Source organism: Cryptosporangium japonicum (assembly GCF_039524755.1).
Classification (GTDB): domain Bacteria; phylum Actinomycetota; class Actinomycetes; order Mycobacteriales; family Cryptosporangiaceae; genus Cryptosporangium; species Cryptosporangium japonicum.
Genome location: NZ_BAAAGX010000046.1, coordinates 382,374 through 396,487, shown reverse-complemented (window position 1 = coordinate 396,487; position 14,114 = coordinate 382,374). Strand labels below are relative to the sequence as shown.

Genomic DNA, 14,114 nt, shown 5'->3' with positions numbered 1-14,114 from the left:
GCACGTGTCACCATGCGGGGGTGGGAAGCTTCCTCCTCGTCGTCGTGGCCGCGCTCGTCCTGTCCGGCATCGTGTTCGGTGCGGCCGCGTTCACGCTCGGTCGTGATCGCGGGCTGACCCCGCCCCGGCCGGACGGTGTGCCGTTCGACCTGCCCGCCGACCGGCCGCTGGAGCGGGCCGACGTCGACGGGCTGCGGGTCGACACCGCGCTCCGCGGCTACCGGATGGACCAGGTCGACGAGATCTTCCAGCGGGTCGCCGACGACTTCGACTTCCTGCACGCGCGGATCATCGACCTCGAGGACCAGCTGCACGGCCGCCGGTCGGAGGGCGACGACGACGAGGAACCGCCGTTCGAGTTCCCGTGGGACGCCGAGAAGACCGAGGAACCCGGCGAGCCCGCACCGGCCTCCGCGGAACCGGACACCGCCTCGGAAACCGACGCGGACGCCGCCCCGAAGGACGACGGCACCGCCGATCCGAGCCCGGCGCGCGAGGCGCACGAGGAAGAAGCGGAAGAGGCCGGGATCGCCGGGCCGCGGTCCGGGGGCGGGCGATGACCGACGTCGCCGGGATCCCGGCCGAGCTGGCCGTGGCCGGCCCCGGGCGGGTCGAGGCCGAGGTCACCGTGGACGCGGACGTCGACACGGTCTTCGCGGCCGCGACCGACTGGCCGGCGCAGGCCCGCTGGATCCCGTTCACCCGCGTCGAGGTCGTCGCCGGCGACGGGCGCGGCGTCGGAACCGTCGTGCACGCGTTCACCGGCATCGGCCGGGTGGGCTTCCTCGACGTCTTCCACGTGGTCGGCTGGGAACCACCGCACCGGGTCGACGTCGTGCACGTCGGGCGTCTGGTGCGCGGCCCCGGTGCGTTCCGGTTGACCGAACGCGGCCCGGAACGCACGGTGATGGCCTGGAGCGAGGACCTCCACCTCCCGTTCCCCGCGATCGCCAACCGCATCTGGCCGGTCGCCGGCCCGCTCGCCGGTGCCGCGCTGGCCGTGGGCCTGCGCCGGTTCCGCCGGTACGTGAACGCGCGCGCCGCCGCGGCGGCAGCGCCCCGGTGACCACCCTCGACGGGGCCACCGAGCGCGGACTGCTCCGGGGCGCCGACGGGCGGCTGCGGTGTTCCTGGGCCGGCGCGACCGAGGACTACGTCGAATACCACGACCGGGAGTGGGGCCGCCGTCTCACCGGCGACGACGCGCTGTTCGAACGGTTGTGCCTCGAAGCGTTCCAGTCCGGCCTCTCCTGGCTGACGATCCTGCGTCGCCGGGAGGGTTTCCGCCGGGCCTTCGCCGGGTTCTCGATCGAGGCCGTGGCCGCGTTCGGCGACGCGGACGTCGAGCGCCTGCTGGCCGACGCCGGCATCATCCGCAACCGGGCCAAGATCGACGCCGCGATCGCGAACGCGAAGCTGGCCGCGCAGCTGCCCGAGGGCCTGTCCGCGCTGCTCTGGTCGTTCGCGCCGCCCGCGCGTCCCCGGCCGCGCACCCGGGCGGACGTGCCGGCCACCACGCCCGAGTCGACCGTGCTCGCCACCAGCCTGCGCAAGCGTGGGTTCCGCTTCGTCGGCCCCACGACCGCGTACGCGTTGATGCAGGCAACCGGTATGGTCGATGACCACATCGTGGGCTGTCACGTGGACACGGCGTAAGGACCTACCTCGATCTCCGCGCCCCCGAGGGGGACTCCGGCGCCCTGCGGACCCCGCCGACGGCCTTTTGTGCAGGTCCGGCGGGTGCTAGTCCACTGTGTTTAGCCGGGTCGAGTTTGGGACGCCAGCGGGTATGGGCGAGAATAAGACAGTAGTGAGATGTCCCGGGCACGTGAGATCCAGCGAGCCTGCAAAGAGTGACCGTACTAGTACGGACGGTTACCGGTCGAGGGGAGCACGAGATGGCGGCCATGAAGCCGCGGACAGGTGACGGTCCGCTCGAAGTCACCAAGGAGGGCCGCGGCATCGTGATGCGCGTACCGCTCGAAGGCGGTGGACGGCTCGTCGTCGAGATGAACGCCGACGAGGCCAGCGCGCTCGGGGACGCTCTGAAGAACGTCACAGGTTAGGCACGCGCTCAGCCGGGCAGCCGGCCCAGCCGTACACGGAGCCGCACCGTGTCGGCCGGGCCGGCTGTCTGTTGTCCGCGTGTTGCGGGTGGCCGCTCCACGCCGCTCCGGCCCGCGTGGGCAGAATGACCCCGACGTACCCACTCTCGTAGAGGAGCCCGCGTGCTCGACGTCCGACTGGTGGCTGTCGCCGATCACTCCGCCGACACGCCGGTGGTGCTCGCACTGCCGACGGCGCCGGACGAGCCCACCGGGGAGGCCGCGGAGCCCGGTGCGACCGGCGCTCTGACGGACGCCGAGATCGTCGAGGGCGCCGCACCGGCCGACGCGCCCGGAGCGGTCGCGGACGTCGAGCGGGCCGCCGGGCCGCCCGCCGGCGCGCACGACGTGACCGGCGCCCAGCCGGGTGCGCACGGCGTCGAGGGCACCGCGGTGGACGACGTCACGGAGGCCGACGAGGACGAGCGGGCCGCCCCAGCGGTGCTCCTGACCACGCCGTACGCGCTCCCGGACGGCCTGGCCGCGACACTCGACGCGTGGCTCGGCGACGAGCGGCGGCCCGAACCGCCGGCGAAGGGCAAGGCCGGCGAGGTCGCCACGCTGCCGCTGCCCGGTGGTTCGCCCGCCGTGGTGCTGCTGGTCGGCACCGGCGACGGCGAGGAGAGGGACTGGCGCAAGGCCGGTGCCGCGCTGGTCCGCGCGGCCTCCGGTGACCCCGAGGTCGTGCTCGCGCTCCCCGCGGACGTCACGCCGGACGCCGTCCGTGGCCTCTTCGAGGGTGCGCTGCTCGCGTCCTACCGCTTCACGCTGGCCTCGGACCCGAAACCGTCGACGCTGCGGAGCATCCGGGTCGTCACCGAGGACCCGGCGCGCTTCGCCGACGTCGTCACCCGTGCCCGCGCGGTCGCGAACGGCACCGTGTTCGCCCGCGATCTGGTGAACACGCCGAGCAACATCAAGAGCCCGGAGTGGTTCGCCGACCAGGCCACCGAGAGCGCCGCCGTGCTCGGTATCGACGTGCAGGTCCGCGACCCCGAGTGGCTGGCGGCGAACGGGTTCGGCGGCGTGCTCGCCGTCGGCGGCGGCTCCACCCGCGGTCCGCGCCTGCTGGAACTGCGCTGGGCGCCGCCGGGCGTCGAGCTGCACACGCTGCGCCACGTCGTGCTGGTCGGCAAGGGCATCACGTTCGACACCGGCGGCATCTCGATCAAGCCCGCGCAGGGCATGCAGATGATGAAGAAGGACATGGGCGGCGGTGCGGCCGTGGTCGGCGCGGTGCTCGCCGCGGCGGCGCAGGAGCTCGCGCTGCGGGTCACGGTGCTGGTGCCGCTGGCCGAGAACATGCCCAGCGGCACGGCCTACCGCCCCGGCGACGTCGTGCGCCACTACGGCGGGCGGACGTCGGAGATCTTCAGCACCGACGCCGAGGGCCGGATGGTGCTCGGGGACGCGCTGGCGTACGCGGTCGCGACCCTGCAGCCCGACGTCGTCATCGATCTGGCCACGCTGACCGGCGGCCAGTCGGTCGCGCTCGGCAAGCGCACCGCGGCGTTGTTCTCGGAGAACGACGACCTGGCGAAGGCGCTGTTCGAGGCGGCCGAGCAGGCCGGCGAGCGGGTCTGGCAGCTGCCGCTGCCGGAGGACTATCTGGAGCAGATCGACTCGGACGTCGCGGATGCCAACAACTCGGGCGGACGCGGTGCGCAGACCGCCACCGCCGCGTTGTTCCTACGGCCGTTCACCGGAGCGGCCCGCGACCGGTGGGTCCACATCGACATGTCCGGCCCGGCCTGGTCCGAAGGCCCCAACGACGAGCTGACCAAGGGTGCCACCGGCTGGGGCACCCGCACGCTGGCCCGCTACCTCGAGTCGCTCTAACCCAGCGACATGTAGACCGTCGTGGTCTGTTCGGCGATGGCTTCCCAGCTGAACAGGTCCACGGCGCGCTGCCGGCCGGCGCGGCCCAGCTCGTTGCCGCGGACCGGGTCGCCCACGACCGACGCCAGTGCGTCGGACAGGCCGGCCTCGAACGCGGGCAGGTCGTCGGGCGTGTAGGGCACGAGCAGCCCGGTGACGCCGTCCTGCACCACCTCGGGGATACCGCCGACCGCGCTGGCCACCACCGGTGCGCGGCAGGCCATCGCCTCCAGGTTGACGATGCCGAGCGGCTCGTACACCGACGGGCAGGCGAACACCGCCGCGTGGCTGAGCAGCGAGATGACCTCCTCGCGCGGCAGCATCTCGGCCTGGTGCAGCACCGTGTGCCCGTTCGCGCGCAGCCGCTCGATGCGCTCGGTGACCTCGGCCGCGATCTCCGGGGTGTCCGGCGCCGACGCGCACAGCACCAGCTGCACGTCCTTGTCCAGCCGCTCGGCCGCGGCCAGCAGGTGCGTGATGCCCTTCTGCTTGGTGATGCGGCCGACGTAGAGGATGTAGGGCCGGTCGGGGTCGATGCCGACCTTGGACAGCGCGGCGTCGTCGGTGGTCGGCGCGTACAGCTCGGTGTCGACGCCGTTGTGGACCACGTGGATGCGGGCGGCGTCCAGAGCGGGGTAGGCGGCGAGGACGTCCTCACGCATGCCGTTGCTGACCGCGATCACGGCGTCGGCCGCCTCGTACGCGGTGCGCTCGGCCCACGACGAGATGCGGTACCCGCCGCCGAGCTGTTCGGCCTTCCACGGGCGCAGCGGCTCGAGCGAGTGCGCGGTGACCACGTGCGGCTTGTCGTGCAGCAGCTTGGCCAGGTGGCCGCCGAGGTTCGCGTACCAGGTGTGGGAGTGGATGACGCTCACGTCGCCGACGCCGTCGGCCATCTCCAGGTCGATGGCGAGGGCGCGCAGCGCGCCGTTCGCGTCGGCCAGCTCGCTCGGCGCCTGGTAGGCGCGGGCGTCCTTCCGGGGCTTGCCGAAGCAGTGCACTTCGACCTCGACCAGCCGGCGGAGTTCTCGGACGAGGAAGTCGACGTGGACGCCGGCCCCCCCGTACACCTCGGGCGGGTACTCGTTCGTCAGGACCGCGACGCGCATGCGCACACCCTACGGTGTCGACCCGTTTGTTCCCGAGTGTGTCAACGGCGTTAAACCGGAAGCCACGAAGGCGACTAGGTCCACGGGTTGCGGGGAACTAGGGTCGCATTATGGTGGGTGGCTCGGTGACACGTTCAGTTCTCGGCATCGTCCTGGCCGGTGGCGAGGGCAAGCGGCTGATGCCGCTGACAGCGGACCGGGCCAAGCCCGCGGTCCCCTTCGGCGGTCCGTATCGGCTGATCGACTTCGTGCTTTCGAATCTGGCCAATGCGGAGATTCGAAAGATCTGCGTACTGACGCAGTACAAATCGCACTCGCTGGACCGGCACATCACCACCACGTGGCGCATGAGCACCCTGCTCGGCAACTACGTGACGCCGGTGCCGGCGCAGCAGCGGCTCGGCCCCCGGTGGTACACCGGTTCGGCCGACGCGATCTACCAGTCGCTGAACCTCGTCTACGACGAGGACCCGGAGTACATCGCGGTCTTCGGCGCCGATCACGTGTACCGGATGGACCCGGCGCAGATGATCGAGCAGCACGTGTTCTCCGGTGCCGGCGTGACGGTCGCGGGCATCCGGGTGCCGCGCCACGAGGCCACCGCGTTCGGGGTGATCAAGACCGCCGACGACGGCCGCACGATCACCGAGTTCCTGGAGAAGCCGAAGGACCCGCCGGGCGTCCCCGACGACCCGAACGTGGCCTACGCGTCGATGGGCAACTACGTCTTCACGACGAAGACGCTGCTGGAGGCGCTGCGGCTGGACGCCGAGGACCCCTCGTCGGCGCACGACATGGGCGGCAACATCATCCCGATGCTGGTCGGGAAGGGTGAGGCCGCGGTGTACGACTTCTCCCACAACGACGTGCCCGGCCAGACCGATCGTGACCGCGGGTACTGGCGCGACGTCGGGACGATCGACTCGTACTACGAGGCCCACCGCGACCTGGCGTCCGTGCACCCGATCTTCAACCTCTACAACCGGGCCTGGCCGATCCTCACCAGCATGCCGCAGCTGCCCCCGGCGAAGTTCGCGCTCACCGGGCGGGCCACCGAGTCGATCGTCTCGGCCGGCTGCATCGTCACCGGTGAGGTGCGCGACTCGGTGCTCTCGCCCGGCGTGCTCGTCGGGGCCAAGGCCGAGGTCACCGAGTCCGTGCTGCTCAACGGCGTCGTCATCGGTGAGGGCGCGATCGTGCGCAACGCGATCCTGGACAAGAACGTGGTCGTGCCGCCCGGTGCGCGCATCGGCGTCGACCCCGACTTCGACCGGCACCATTACCGCGTGAGCGAGGGCGGCGTCGTCGTGCTCGGCAAGGGCCAGCCCGTCGAGCTCTAAGAGTTCAGAACCGCGACCAGCAGGCCGTCGTCGACCGGGAGGATCGCCGGCGTCAGCCGGGGGTGGTCGCGGATCGTGCGGAGCAGATCACGCAGCAGCACGGTGATCGGGTCGCGGACCGACGAGTCCGCGACCCGGCCGCCGAGCAGGACGCCGCCGAACGCCACCGCGCCGCCCGGCCGTAGGAGCCGGAGCGACTCCACCAGGTACTCCGGGTACTCGGCGACGGGTGCGTCGCTGATCAGCACCATGTCGTAGTAGCCGTCGGCCAGCCGGGGGAGCACGTCGAGCGCCCGGCCGTTGATCAGCCGGGCGCGGCTGGCCGGTACGCCGGCCTCGCGGAACGCCAACCGGGCCGCGCTCTGCAGCTCCGCTTCGGCGTCGATGCTGGTCAGGATGCCGTCGGGGCGCATGCCGCGGAGCACCCACAGCCCGCTGACGCCGGTGCCGGTACCGACCTCGACGACCGCCCTGGCGCGCATCGCGGCGGCCAGCAGGCGGAGAGCGGCGCCGCAGTCGGGTGAGATCGCCAGGCAGCCGAGTTCCTCGGCCCGGGCCCGCGCGGCGGTGAGGATCGAGTCCTCCGCCGCGACGTCCAACCGCCCCAGGCCGAGCCCGGAATTGCCGGATCTATCGGGCATGGAAGGCGGACCAGGGCGCGCTGAGGCATCCATCACAGTCCTCCCGTCCCAGCGTCGCCTCGGACAGGGTAGGGGAACGCGCTGAGCCTGCGATCCGTTGGCAGGCAGGAAGGCACTGGTGCGGCGTGAGTTTCCTCAGCCGCGTCTCAGCGAGAATTGGGAGGGCCCGGGCACAATGGTGATCACACCTGTAGCGCCTGAGAAGGAGGTCGCCTTGGTGCCAGCCTCCGGGGACTCCGCTGACGATTCGGTTCCCGCCCAGGCCAACTTCACCGAGCCCGTGAGCTGGGACCCACCCGCGTGGGACGAGGTCGTTCGCGAGCACTCCGCGCGTGTCTACCGGCTGGCCTACCGCCTCACCGGCAACCGGCCCGACGCCGAGGACCTCACGCAGGAGGTCTTCGTCCGGGTCTTCCGCGCGCTCGACCGCTACCGCCCCGGCACGTTCGAGGGCTGGCTGCACCGGATCACCACCAACCTCTTCCTCGACCTGGCCCGGCGCCGGGCCCGGATCCGGTTCGAGGCGCTGCCCGAGGACGCCGAGCGGGTGCCCGGCCGCGAGCGCAGCCCCGAACAGGTCTACATCGACGAGAACCTCGACGACGACGTCCAGCGTGCGCTGGCCGCGTTGCCGCCGGACTTCCGGGCCCCGGTCGTGCTCTGCGACATCGAGGGTCTCTCCTACGAGGAGATCGCGGCGACGCTCGGCGTGAAGCTCGGCACCGTGCGCAGCCGAATCCACCGCGGCCGCAGCCAGCTCCGCGAGGCACTGGCCCACCGCGCACCGCGCAGCTCCAACCCCGTGGACGGTGTTTCATGACCGCACCGCGCCGAGACCCGCACCTCGGAGAGCTCGCGTCCGCCTTCGCCGACGACGCGCTCGACCCGACGACCCGCGACCGGGTCCTCGTCCACCTGGCCCACTGCGTCGAGTGCCGGGCCGAGGTCGAGGGACACCGCCAGGTCAAGGCCCGGCTGGCCAGGCTCGCGCCGCCGCCGTGCCCCGATTCGCTGCTCGAGCGGCTCCGGGCGCTGCCCGAGTGCACGCCCACCGAGCGGGCCACCCCGGAGCTGCCGCCGGTGCGCCTGGAGGCCAGCTTCCGGTCGGTCGCGCCCGCCGGTCGTCCGGTGTCCGGTCGCCGGCCGATCTCCGTCGCTCCGGGCCGGCGTCGTCCGTCCGGGCGTCGTCCGGGTGGCGCCCGTCCGGCCGGCCGCCGCCTGCGCCGCAGCGTCGTCGCCACCGCGGTCGGTGGCGTCGCCGCGTTCGCGCTGAGCCTCGGCACCGTGGTCGTCCTCGGCGGCGACCAGCCCACCAGCACCGTCAACCCGCCGGTCCTGACGTACATCAAGGAGCACGGCGCGGTCACCAGTGGCGTGCCCGGCGGCGATCGGGAGGCCTCGGTCGTCGACGTCGCGGACACCGACGAGTGAAACTGGTCGACCCACGCGCCGGGCTGCTGCGTGCGGCCCGACGCCTGGTGCTGGTGGTGGGCGCCGGTGCCCTCGGCGCCGTGGTGTGCTCCACCGGCGTCTACCTGTTCGTCCCCGCGCCCACCGAGACGCTCGGCGCCGGTCAGTCCGGCGGTTCCGCCCCGCGCAGCACGCCGTTCACGGCCGGCCGGCCGCTGGGCCCGGCCGAGCAGGAGGCGCTCCGGCTGTTGCGCCGGGCCGGCCGCGCGCAGTCCGAGACCAGCTACCAGGGCACGAAGCTCTTCCGGAGCTGGTCGCGGTGGGGCGAGCTGACCGCGACGGCGTTCGTCCGCAACGTGCCGGGGCAGGGCGTCACGGTGGCCTCGGACGAGGGGTCGGCACGCAGCGCGAGCGGTCAGCGCGGCGTCCAGATCGATACCGCCGAGGACAGCTTCGACCTCTCCGACGAGACGCTCGACACGCTCACGTCGGCCTACCAGATCCAGGTCGCGGCGGCCGAGCGGATGCTCGAGCGGCCGGTCACCCGGGTCGACGTCCTGCGGCTGAGCGGCACGATCGTCGGCCGGATCTGGCTCGACGACGCGACCGGGCTCGCCGTCCAGCGTGAGCTGCTCGACACCGCCGGCCGGGTGATCCGCCGGACGACGTTCACCGGCCTGAGCGTCCTGCCCACCACGTCGACGCCGCCCCCCGCGGCCCCCGCCGGGCCGGACGAGTGCGCCGGTGGGTTGTCGGCCCGTCAGCTGGCCGAGCTCGACGGCCAGGGCTGGGACCTTCCCGGGACGCAGCTCGCCGGGCTGACGCGGGTCTGCGCGCGCACGGTGGGCACCGGGGCGGACCGGTCGATCCAGCTGAGCTACTCCGACGGGCTGTTCGCGCTCTCGCTCTTCGCCCAGCGCGGCCGGTTGGATTCCGCGGTGCCCGGCGGCTTCAGCAGGCAGCAGGTCGGCGACACCGAGGTGTACCTGCGCTGCGGGCTCTACCGCGAGCTCAGCTGGGCCGGGTCGGGGATGGTGTATACGCTGGTCACCGATGCTTCGGATGCCACCGTCACGACCGTGGTCGGGTCGCTGCCGACGGTAGCGGAGGACACCGGCGTACTCGCCCGAATGAGTAAGGGCATCCGCCGAGTGGGATCCTGGGTCGATCCTTTCCACTGATCCGCCCGTGTGCATTCGTGGACCGAGCAAGGAACACTGGAGGAAACGCCGAGCGACCGGGCCTGGCGTTCCGAGGCGGAGGTACCCCTTTGACCGACGCGAGCCGGGTCGACGGACGACCGGCCGAACCGCCGGTGTCCGGCGTGCCGTCAGCAGAGGGCACGCCGAGTCGCGGCGCAGGCGGCTCGCCGTGGATCGATCCGCAGCCCGACCCGGGGTACGCACCCCCGTCCGAGGCCTACAACACCGGTAGCGTGCCCGCTCAGCCCCGTTCGGGTGGTTACCCGTCGTCGGGTTACCCGGGGCAGCCCGCGTACGGGCAGCAGTCGTCCTACGGGCCGCAGTCGTCCTACGGGTCGCAGCCCTCCTACGGCCAGCAGCCCACGCAGGCGGTGCCCGGTGCGGGCTCGCCGCCGCCCGGTTCGCCGTTCTGGTCGCAGGCCGGCGCGCGTGACCCCTGGCGTGATCCGTCCGCGTCGCCGTCCTGGCTGGCGCCGACGCCGCCCGGCCCGGTGCCGCCGTCGCCTCCGCCGATGGGGTCCGACGGGCCGTCGCGCCGGGGCGGCATGGGCTCGATGATGCTGGTCTCGATCGTGGTGGCCGTCGTCGCCGGTCTGCTCGGCGGTGCGCTCGGTTACGTGGTCGCCGCGCGCACGGCCGGCAACTCGTTCTCGCTCGGCAGCAGTTCGGGCTCCACGCCGCCGCTGGCCGAGCGCCCGCCGACGTCGCTGGCCGGCATCGCGAAGACCGTGCAGCCCAGCGTCGTCACCGTGGTGATCCGGTCGGCCAGCGGCAACGGCAACGGGTCCGGCTTCGTCATCGACGCCGAGGGGCACATCCTCACGAACAACCACGTCGCCGCTCCGGCTGCTTCCGGCGGCACGCTCCGGGTGGTGTTCTCCGACGGGTCCTCGGCCGCCGCGACGATCGTCGGCCGTGACGTCGGGTCCGACATCGCGGTGCTCAAGATCGACAAGGACAACCTGAAGCCGGTCCGGTTCGGTGACTCGGACAAGATCGCGATCGGCGACCCGACCGTGGCGTTCGGCTCGCCGCTCGGGCTGGCCGACACCGTCACCAGCGGCATCGTCAGCGCGGTGGACCGCCCGGTCCGCACCGCCGGGGAGAGCGGCGGCAACCAGGCCGGTGGTGACGACGCGGCCTACCTCGCGGCGATCCAGACCGACGCGGCGATCAACCCGGGTAATTCCGGCGGCCCGCTCGTCGACGGGGCCGGCCGGGTGATCGGCGTCAACTCCGCGATCGCCGCGCTGCCGAGCCAGGGTGGGTCGAGCACGAGCGGCAACATCGGTATCGGCTTCGCGATCCCGATCAACCAGGCCAAGCGCATCGCCGAGCAGATCATCGGCACCGGGGAGGCCCGGACGACGATCATCGGCGCGGAGATCGCGCTGAGCGGCGACCAGACCGAGGGCGGCGCGCCGCTCAGCACGGTGGTCGCGGGCGGTCCGGCGGAGAAGGCCGGGTTGAAGGCCGGGGACATCGTGACGAAGTTCGCGGATCGGCCGATCGAGGACGGCGTGGCGCTCATCGCCCTGGTTCGCAAGCAGGCGCCGGGCACGAAGGTCGGGGTCACGTATCGCCGTGGCGGGCAGACCGTCACGGCGACGGTGACGTTGGGGCAGAAGTAAGAGGATCCACAGCCGGGTGGTCTGCCGGTCGTTCGGGGCACGGTTTAGGCTGCGGTTGAGCGGCCAGGTACCGAGCTGTCGACACGGCGGTGACCGCGGTGAGGAGCAGCGGTGTTCGAGAATCTCGGTTGGTGGGAGATCATCGTCCTGGCGCTGATCGGGCTGTTCGTGTTCGGGCCCGATCGGCTGCCGAAGGTGATCGGCGAGGCGGGGCGGATGCTCCGTACGCTCCGGCAGATGGCCCGCGGGGCCAGCGCCGAGCTGCGTGACGAGCTCGGGACCGACTTCGAGATCGAAGATCTGCACCCGAAGCGGTTCGTGCGCAAGCACCTCCTCAGCGAGGAGGACGAGGCGGCGCTGCGTAAGCCGCTGAAGGACGCGATGCGTGACTTCGAGGAACTGCAGCACGTCGACGAGGTGACCGAGGCCTACCGCGACGACGGCGCCGCCAAGAACGGCAAGGCCCACCCCGCCACACCCGAATCCCGAGCGGCTCGGTACGACAGCGACGCGACCTGACGCGAACAAACCAGCCCCCTGCCCTCATGGGCAGGGGGCTGATTCATTCGGTCGGCGGCGCGGAGATCAGCGGCGGGCCGGGCTGAGGCCCAGGGACATTCCGGCGAGGCCTCGCTGGCGGACGGCCAGCTTGTCGGAGACGGCACGGAGGGCCTTCGCGGCCGGGGCCTCGGGGTCGGCGAGTACCAGGGGCACACCCGAGTCGCCGCCCTCGCGTACGCGCGGGTCCAGCGGGATCTGCCCGAGCAGCGGCACCTGCGCCCCGAGCGTCCGGCTGAGCGCCGCGGACACGGCCTCACCACCTCCGGACCCGAACACGTCCATCCGCTCGCCGTTCGGCAGCTCGAGCCACGACATGTTCTCGACCACACCCACGAGCCGCTGGTGCGTCTGCAGCGCGATCGACCCCGCGCGCTCCGCCACCTCGGCCGCGGCCTGCTGCGGTGTCGTCACGACGAGGATCTCCGCGTTCGGCACCAGCTGCGCCACCGAGATCGCGATGTCACCGGTGCCCGGCGGCAGGTCCATCAGCAGCACGTCCAGGTCGCCCCAGAACACGTCGGCGAGGAACTGCTGCAGCGCCCGGTGCAGCATCGGCCCGCGCCACACCACGGCGGTGTTGCCCGGCGTGAACATGCCGATCGAGATCACCTTCACGCCGTGGGCCTGCGGCGGCATGATCATCTGCTCGACCTGCGTCGGGCGCCCCTCGACGCCGAGCATGCGCGGCACCGAGAACCCGTAGATGTCCGCGTCGACCACGCCGACCGACAACCCGCGCGCGGCCAGCGCGGCCGCCAGGTTCACGGTCACCGACGACTTGCCGACGCCGCCCTTGCCCGAGGCCACCGCGTAGACCCGGGTGAGCGAACCGGGCTGGGCGAACGGGATCACCGGCTCGCCCTTGCCGCCGCGCAGCGACGACTGCAGCTCCTTGCGCTGGGCGTCGCTCATGACGCCGAAGTTCACCCGGACGTTCGTGACGCCGGAGACCTTCGCCACGGCGGCGGTGACGTCGTTGGTGAGCGTGTCGCGCATCGGGCAGCCGGCCACGGTGAGCAGCACCGCGACCTCGACGACGCCGTCGGAGTGGATGGCGACGGACTCCACCATGCCCAGATCCGTGATCGGCCGTTTGATCTCGGGGTCGTTGACCCCCGCGAGCGCGGTCCGGATCTCGGCTTCGTCGGGGAGCGTGGAGGAGAGCGCCATGAGCCCTACTCTACGTGCGGGTAGGGGTCCGGCCAGTCCTGCCCGGGCGCGATCTACGGTTCGGCCATGGAGCGCAGAAGCATCGTGCGGGACGCGGTCGCGGTGGGGATGGCCACGGGCGCGTACGGGGTCGCGTTCGGGGCGGCCGGCGTCGCGGCCGGGTTCAGCGTCCTGCAGACGTGCCTGAGCAGCCTGCTGGTCTTCACCGGGGCGAGTCAGTTCGCGCTGGTCGGAGTGATCGGTGCGGGGGGCGGGGCCGCCGCGGCCGTCGGTTCGGCGCTGCTGCTCGGGGCACGCAACGCGCTGTACGGCGTGCGGCTCTCGGGGGTGCTGGGCTGGACCGGCTGGCGCCGGCTGGTCGCCGCGCAGGGGATGATCGACGAGTCCGCGGCGATGGCGTTGGCGCGCCCCGAGCCGCGGGCCGCGCGGCTGGCGTTCGTCTCGACCGCGACGAGCGTGTTCGTGCTGTGGAACCTCGCGACGCTGATCGGCGCGGTCGGGGCGACCGCGGTCGGCGACCCGGCGGTGCTCGGGCTGGACGCCGCCGCTCCGGCGGGGTTCCTCGCGTTGCTCGCACCGCGCCTGCGCGAGGGGGGCGGGGTGTGGCGCGTGGCCGCCGCCGGTGCCGTGATCGCGTTGCTGGCCACGCCGTGGCTCCCGCCGGGCGTCCCCGTCCTGCTCGCCTCGTTCGGGGTCCTGGTCGCGGTGAGGACCCGGTGATCTGGGTCGCGCTCGGGCTCGCGGCGGCGGGCTGTTACCTGTTCAAGGTCGTCGGGATGTCGTTGCCCTCGGCCTGGCTGGACGATCCCCGGGTGCTGCGGATCGCGACCCTGCTGCCGGTCGCCCTGCTGGCGGCCCTGGTCGCGGCGCAGACGTTCGGGAACGGCCGCGCGCTCGTGCTCGACGCCCGCGCGGCCGGTGTCGCGGTCGCCGCCGTCGCGGTGCTGTTCCGGGCGCCGTTCCTGCTGGTGGTCGTCCTGGCCGCCGCCACCGCGGCGCTCGTCCGCGCGGTCAGCGGCTGAGTTTGGCCCGGCGGCCGTCGGTGTCCCGCCGGCCCTCGGCGGCCG

At 72.7% G+C, this 14,114-nt stretch carries 16 protein-coding genes; 13 read left to right on the top strand and 3 right to left on the bottom strand.

The genetic code is table 11. The features are described 5' to 3' along the window. Window positions 1-20 precede the first annotated feature (20 nt). The 5 genes from ABD437_RS42195 (at window position 21) to ABD437_RS42175 (ending at window position 3,944) form a co-directional block, all read left to right on the top strand. Window positions 21-560 carry a hypothetical protein gene (locus tag ABD437_RS42195; protein WP_344654611.1) on the top strand — a complete coding sequence of 180 codons (540 nt, stop codon included), beginning with the start codon at window positions 21-23 and terminating at the stop codon, window positions 558-560. Then, window positions 557-1,066, top strand: a complete 510-nt coding sequence (locus tag ABD437_RS42190) for an SRPBCC family protein (RefSeq protein ID WP_344654610.1) — start codon at window positions 557-559, stop codon at window positions 1,064-1,066. Before ABD437_RS42195 ends, ABD437_RS42190 begins: the two co-directional genes overlap by 4 nt. Next, window positions 1,063-1,656 (top strand): DNA-3-methyladenine glycosylase I, encoded by a 594-nt coding sequence (locus ABD437_RS42185; protein ID WP_344654609.1) that lies wholly within the window; start codon window positions 1,063-1,065, stop codon window positions 1,654-1,656. Before ABD437_RS42190 ends, ABD437_RS42185 begins: the two co-directional genes overlap by 4 nt. Window positions 1,657-1,898: 242 nt before the next feature. Continuing rightward, window positions 1,899-2,066 carry a DUF3117 domain-containing protein gene (locus ABD437_RS42180; protein WP_344654608.1) on the top strand — a complete coding sequence of 56 codons (168 nt, stop codon included), beginning with the start codon at window positions 1,899-1,901 and terminating at the stop codon, window positions 2,064-2,066. Between the two features lie 162 nt (window positions 2,067-2,228). Next, window positions 2,229-3,944 (top strand): leucyl aminopeptidase, encoded by a 1,716-nt coding sequence (locus ABD437_RS42175; RefSeq protein ID WP_344654607.1) that lies wholly within the window; start codon window positions 2,229-2,231, stop codon window positions 3,942-3,944. On the opposite strand, the gene glgA is transcribed toward ABD437_RS42175, so the two are convergent. After that, window positions 3,941-5,092 carry a glycogen synthase gene (gene glgA, locus ABD437_RS42170; RefSeq protein ID WP_344654606.1) on the bottom strand — a complete coding sequence of 384 codons (1,152 nt, stop codon included), beginning with the start codon at window positions 5,090-5,092 and terminating at the stop codon, window positions 3,941-3,943. The genes ABD437_RS42175 and glgA overlap by 4 nt on opposite strands. A 125-nt stretch (window positions 5,093-5,217) precedes the next feature. On the opposite strand from glgA, the gene glgC reads away from it, so the two are divergent. After that, complete coding sequence (gene glgC / locus ABD437_RS42165) at window positions 5,218-6,432, top strand: glucose-1-phosphate adenylyltransferase (protein WP_344654605.1); 1,215 nt, start codon at window positions 5,218-5,220, stop codon at window positions 6,430-6,432. Here the strand turns inward: glgC and ABD437_RS42160 are convergent. Next, window positions 6,429-7,073, bottom strand: coding sequence for an O-methyltransferase (locus ABD437_RS42160; protein WP_344654604.1), 645 nt, complete (start codon window positions 7,071-7,073; stop codon window positions 6,429-6,431). The two genes, glgC and ABD437_RS42160, sit on opposite strands and share 4 nt — an antisense overlap. A 214-nt stretch (window positions 7,074-7,287) precedes the next feature. Here ABD437_RS42160 and sigE point away from each other — a divergent pair, with 214 nt between their 5' ends. From sigE to ABD437_RS42135, 5 genes are all read left to right on the top strand, one after another. Continuing rightward, entirely contained in the window at window positions 7,288-7,893 is a 606-nt protein-coding gene (gene sigE, locus ABD437_RS42155; RefSeq protein WP_344654603.1) for an RNA polymerase sigma factor SigE, read from the top strand. After that, entirely contained in the window at window positions 7,890-8,504 is a 615-nt protein-coding gene (locus ABD437_RS42150; protein WP_344654602.1) for an anti-sigma factor family protein, read from the top strand. The genes sigE and ABD437_RS42150 overlap by 4 nt, the downstream gene beginning before the upstream one ends. Beyond that, a complete protein-coding gene (locus tag ABD437_RS42145) occupies window positions 8,501-9,664 on the top strand; it encodes a sigma-E factor regulatory protein RseB domain-containing protein (protein ID WP_344654601.1) in 1,164 nt (387 codons plus the stop codon). Before ABD437_RS42150 ends, ABD437_RS42145 begins: the two co-directional genes overlap by 4 nt. A gap of 392 nt (window positions 9,665-10,056) precedes the next feature. Further along, the gene (locus ABD437_RS42140; protein WP_425558389.1) at window positions 10,057-11,316 is read left to right on the top strand and encodes a S1C family serine protease; all 1,260 of its coding nucleotides are present in this window, start codon (window positions 10,057-10,059) and stop codon (window positions 11,314-11,316) included. Between the two features lie 111 nt (window positions 11,317-11,427). Further along, complete coding sequence (locus tag ABD437_RS42135) at window positions 11,428-11,835, top strand: sec-independent translocase (protein ID WP_344654599.1); 408 nt, start codon at window positions 11,428-11,430, stop codon at window positions 11,833-11,835. 66 nt (window positions 11,836-11,901) lie between these two features. Here the strand turns inward: ABD437_RS42135 and ABD437_RS42130 are convergent, their stop codons facing one another. Beyond that, window positions 11,902-13,047, bottom strand: coding sequence for an Mrp/NBP35 family ATP-binding protein (locus tag ABD437_RS42130; RefSeq protein ID WP_344654598.1), 1,146 nt, complete (start codon window positions 13,045-13,047; stop codon window positions 11,902-11,904). Window positions 13,048-13,113: 66 nt separating this feature from the next. On the opposite strand from ABD437_RS42130, the gene ABD437_RS42125 reads away from it, so the two are divergent. Both ABD437_RS42125 and ABD437_RS42120 read left to right on the top strand, forming a co-directional pair. After that, the gene (locus tag ABD437_RS42125) at window positions 13,114-13,767 is read left to right on the top strand and encodes an AzlC family ABC transporter permease (RefSeq protein ID WP_344654597.1); all 654 of its coding nucleotides are present in this window, start codon (window positions 13,114-13,116) and stop codon (window positions 13,765-13,767) included. A 56-nt stretch (window positions 13,768-13,823) separates the two neighbouring features. Next, window positions 13,824-14,069, top strand: a complete 246-nt coding sequence (locus tag ABD437_RS42120; RefSeq protein WP_425558388.1) for an AzlD domain-containing protein — start codon at window positions 13,824-13,826, stop codon at window positions 14,067-14,069. Window positions 14,070-14,114 lie beyond the last annotated feature (45 nt).

Bases quoted from the DNA above. Each gene is read 5' to 3' on its own strand.
- ABD437_RS42190 (WP_344654610.1), top strand. From the start codon at position 557: ATGACCGACGTCGCCGGGATCCCGGCCGAGCTGGCCGTGGCCGGCCCC.
- ABD437_RS42180 (WP_344654608.1), top strand. From the start codon at position 1,899: ATGGCGGCCATGAAGCCGCGGACAGGTGACGGTCCGCTCGAAGTCACC.
- glgA (WP_344654606.1), bottom strand. From the start codon at position 5,092: ATGCGCGTCGCGGTCCTGACGAACGAGTACCCGCCCGAGGTGTACGGG.
- ABD437_RS42160 (WP_344654604.1), bottom strand. From the start codon at position 7,073: ATGCCCGATAGATCCGGCAATTCCGGGCTCGGCCTGGGGCGGTTGGAC.
- ABD437_RS42150 (WP_344654602.1), top strand. From the start codon at position 7,890: ATGACCGCACCGCGCCGAGACCCGCACCTCGGAGAGCTCGCGTCCGCC.
- ABD437_RS42130 (WP_344654598.1), bottom strand. From the start codon at position 13,047: ATGGCGCTCTCCTCCACGCTCCCCGACGAAGCCGAGATCCGGACCGCG.
- ABD437_RS42125 (WP_344654597.1), top strand. From the start codon at position 13,114: ATGGAGCGCAGAAGCATCGTGCGGGACGCGGTCGCGGTGGGGATGGCC.
- ABD437_RS42120 (WP_425558388.1), top strand. From the start codon at position 13,824: ATGTCGTTGCCCTCGGCCTGGCTGGACGATCCCCGGGTGCTGCGGATC.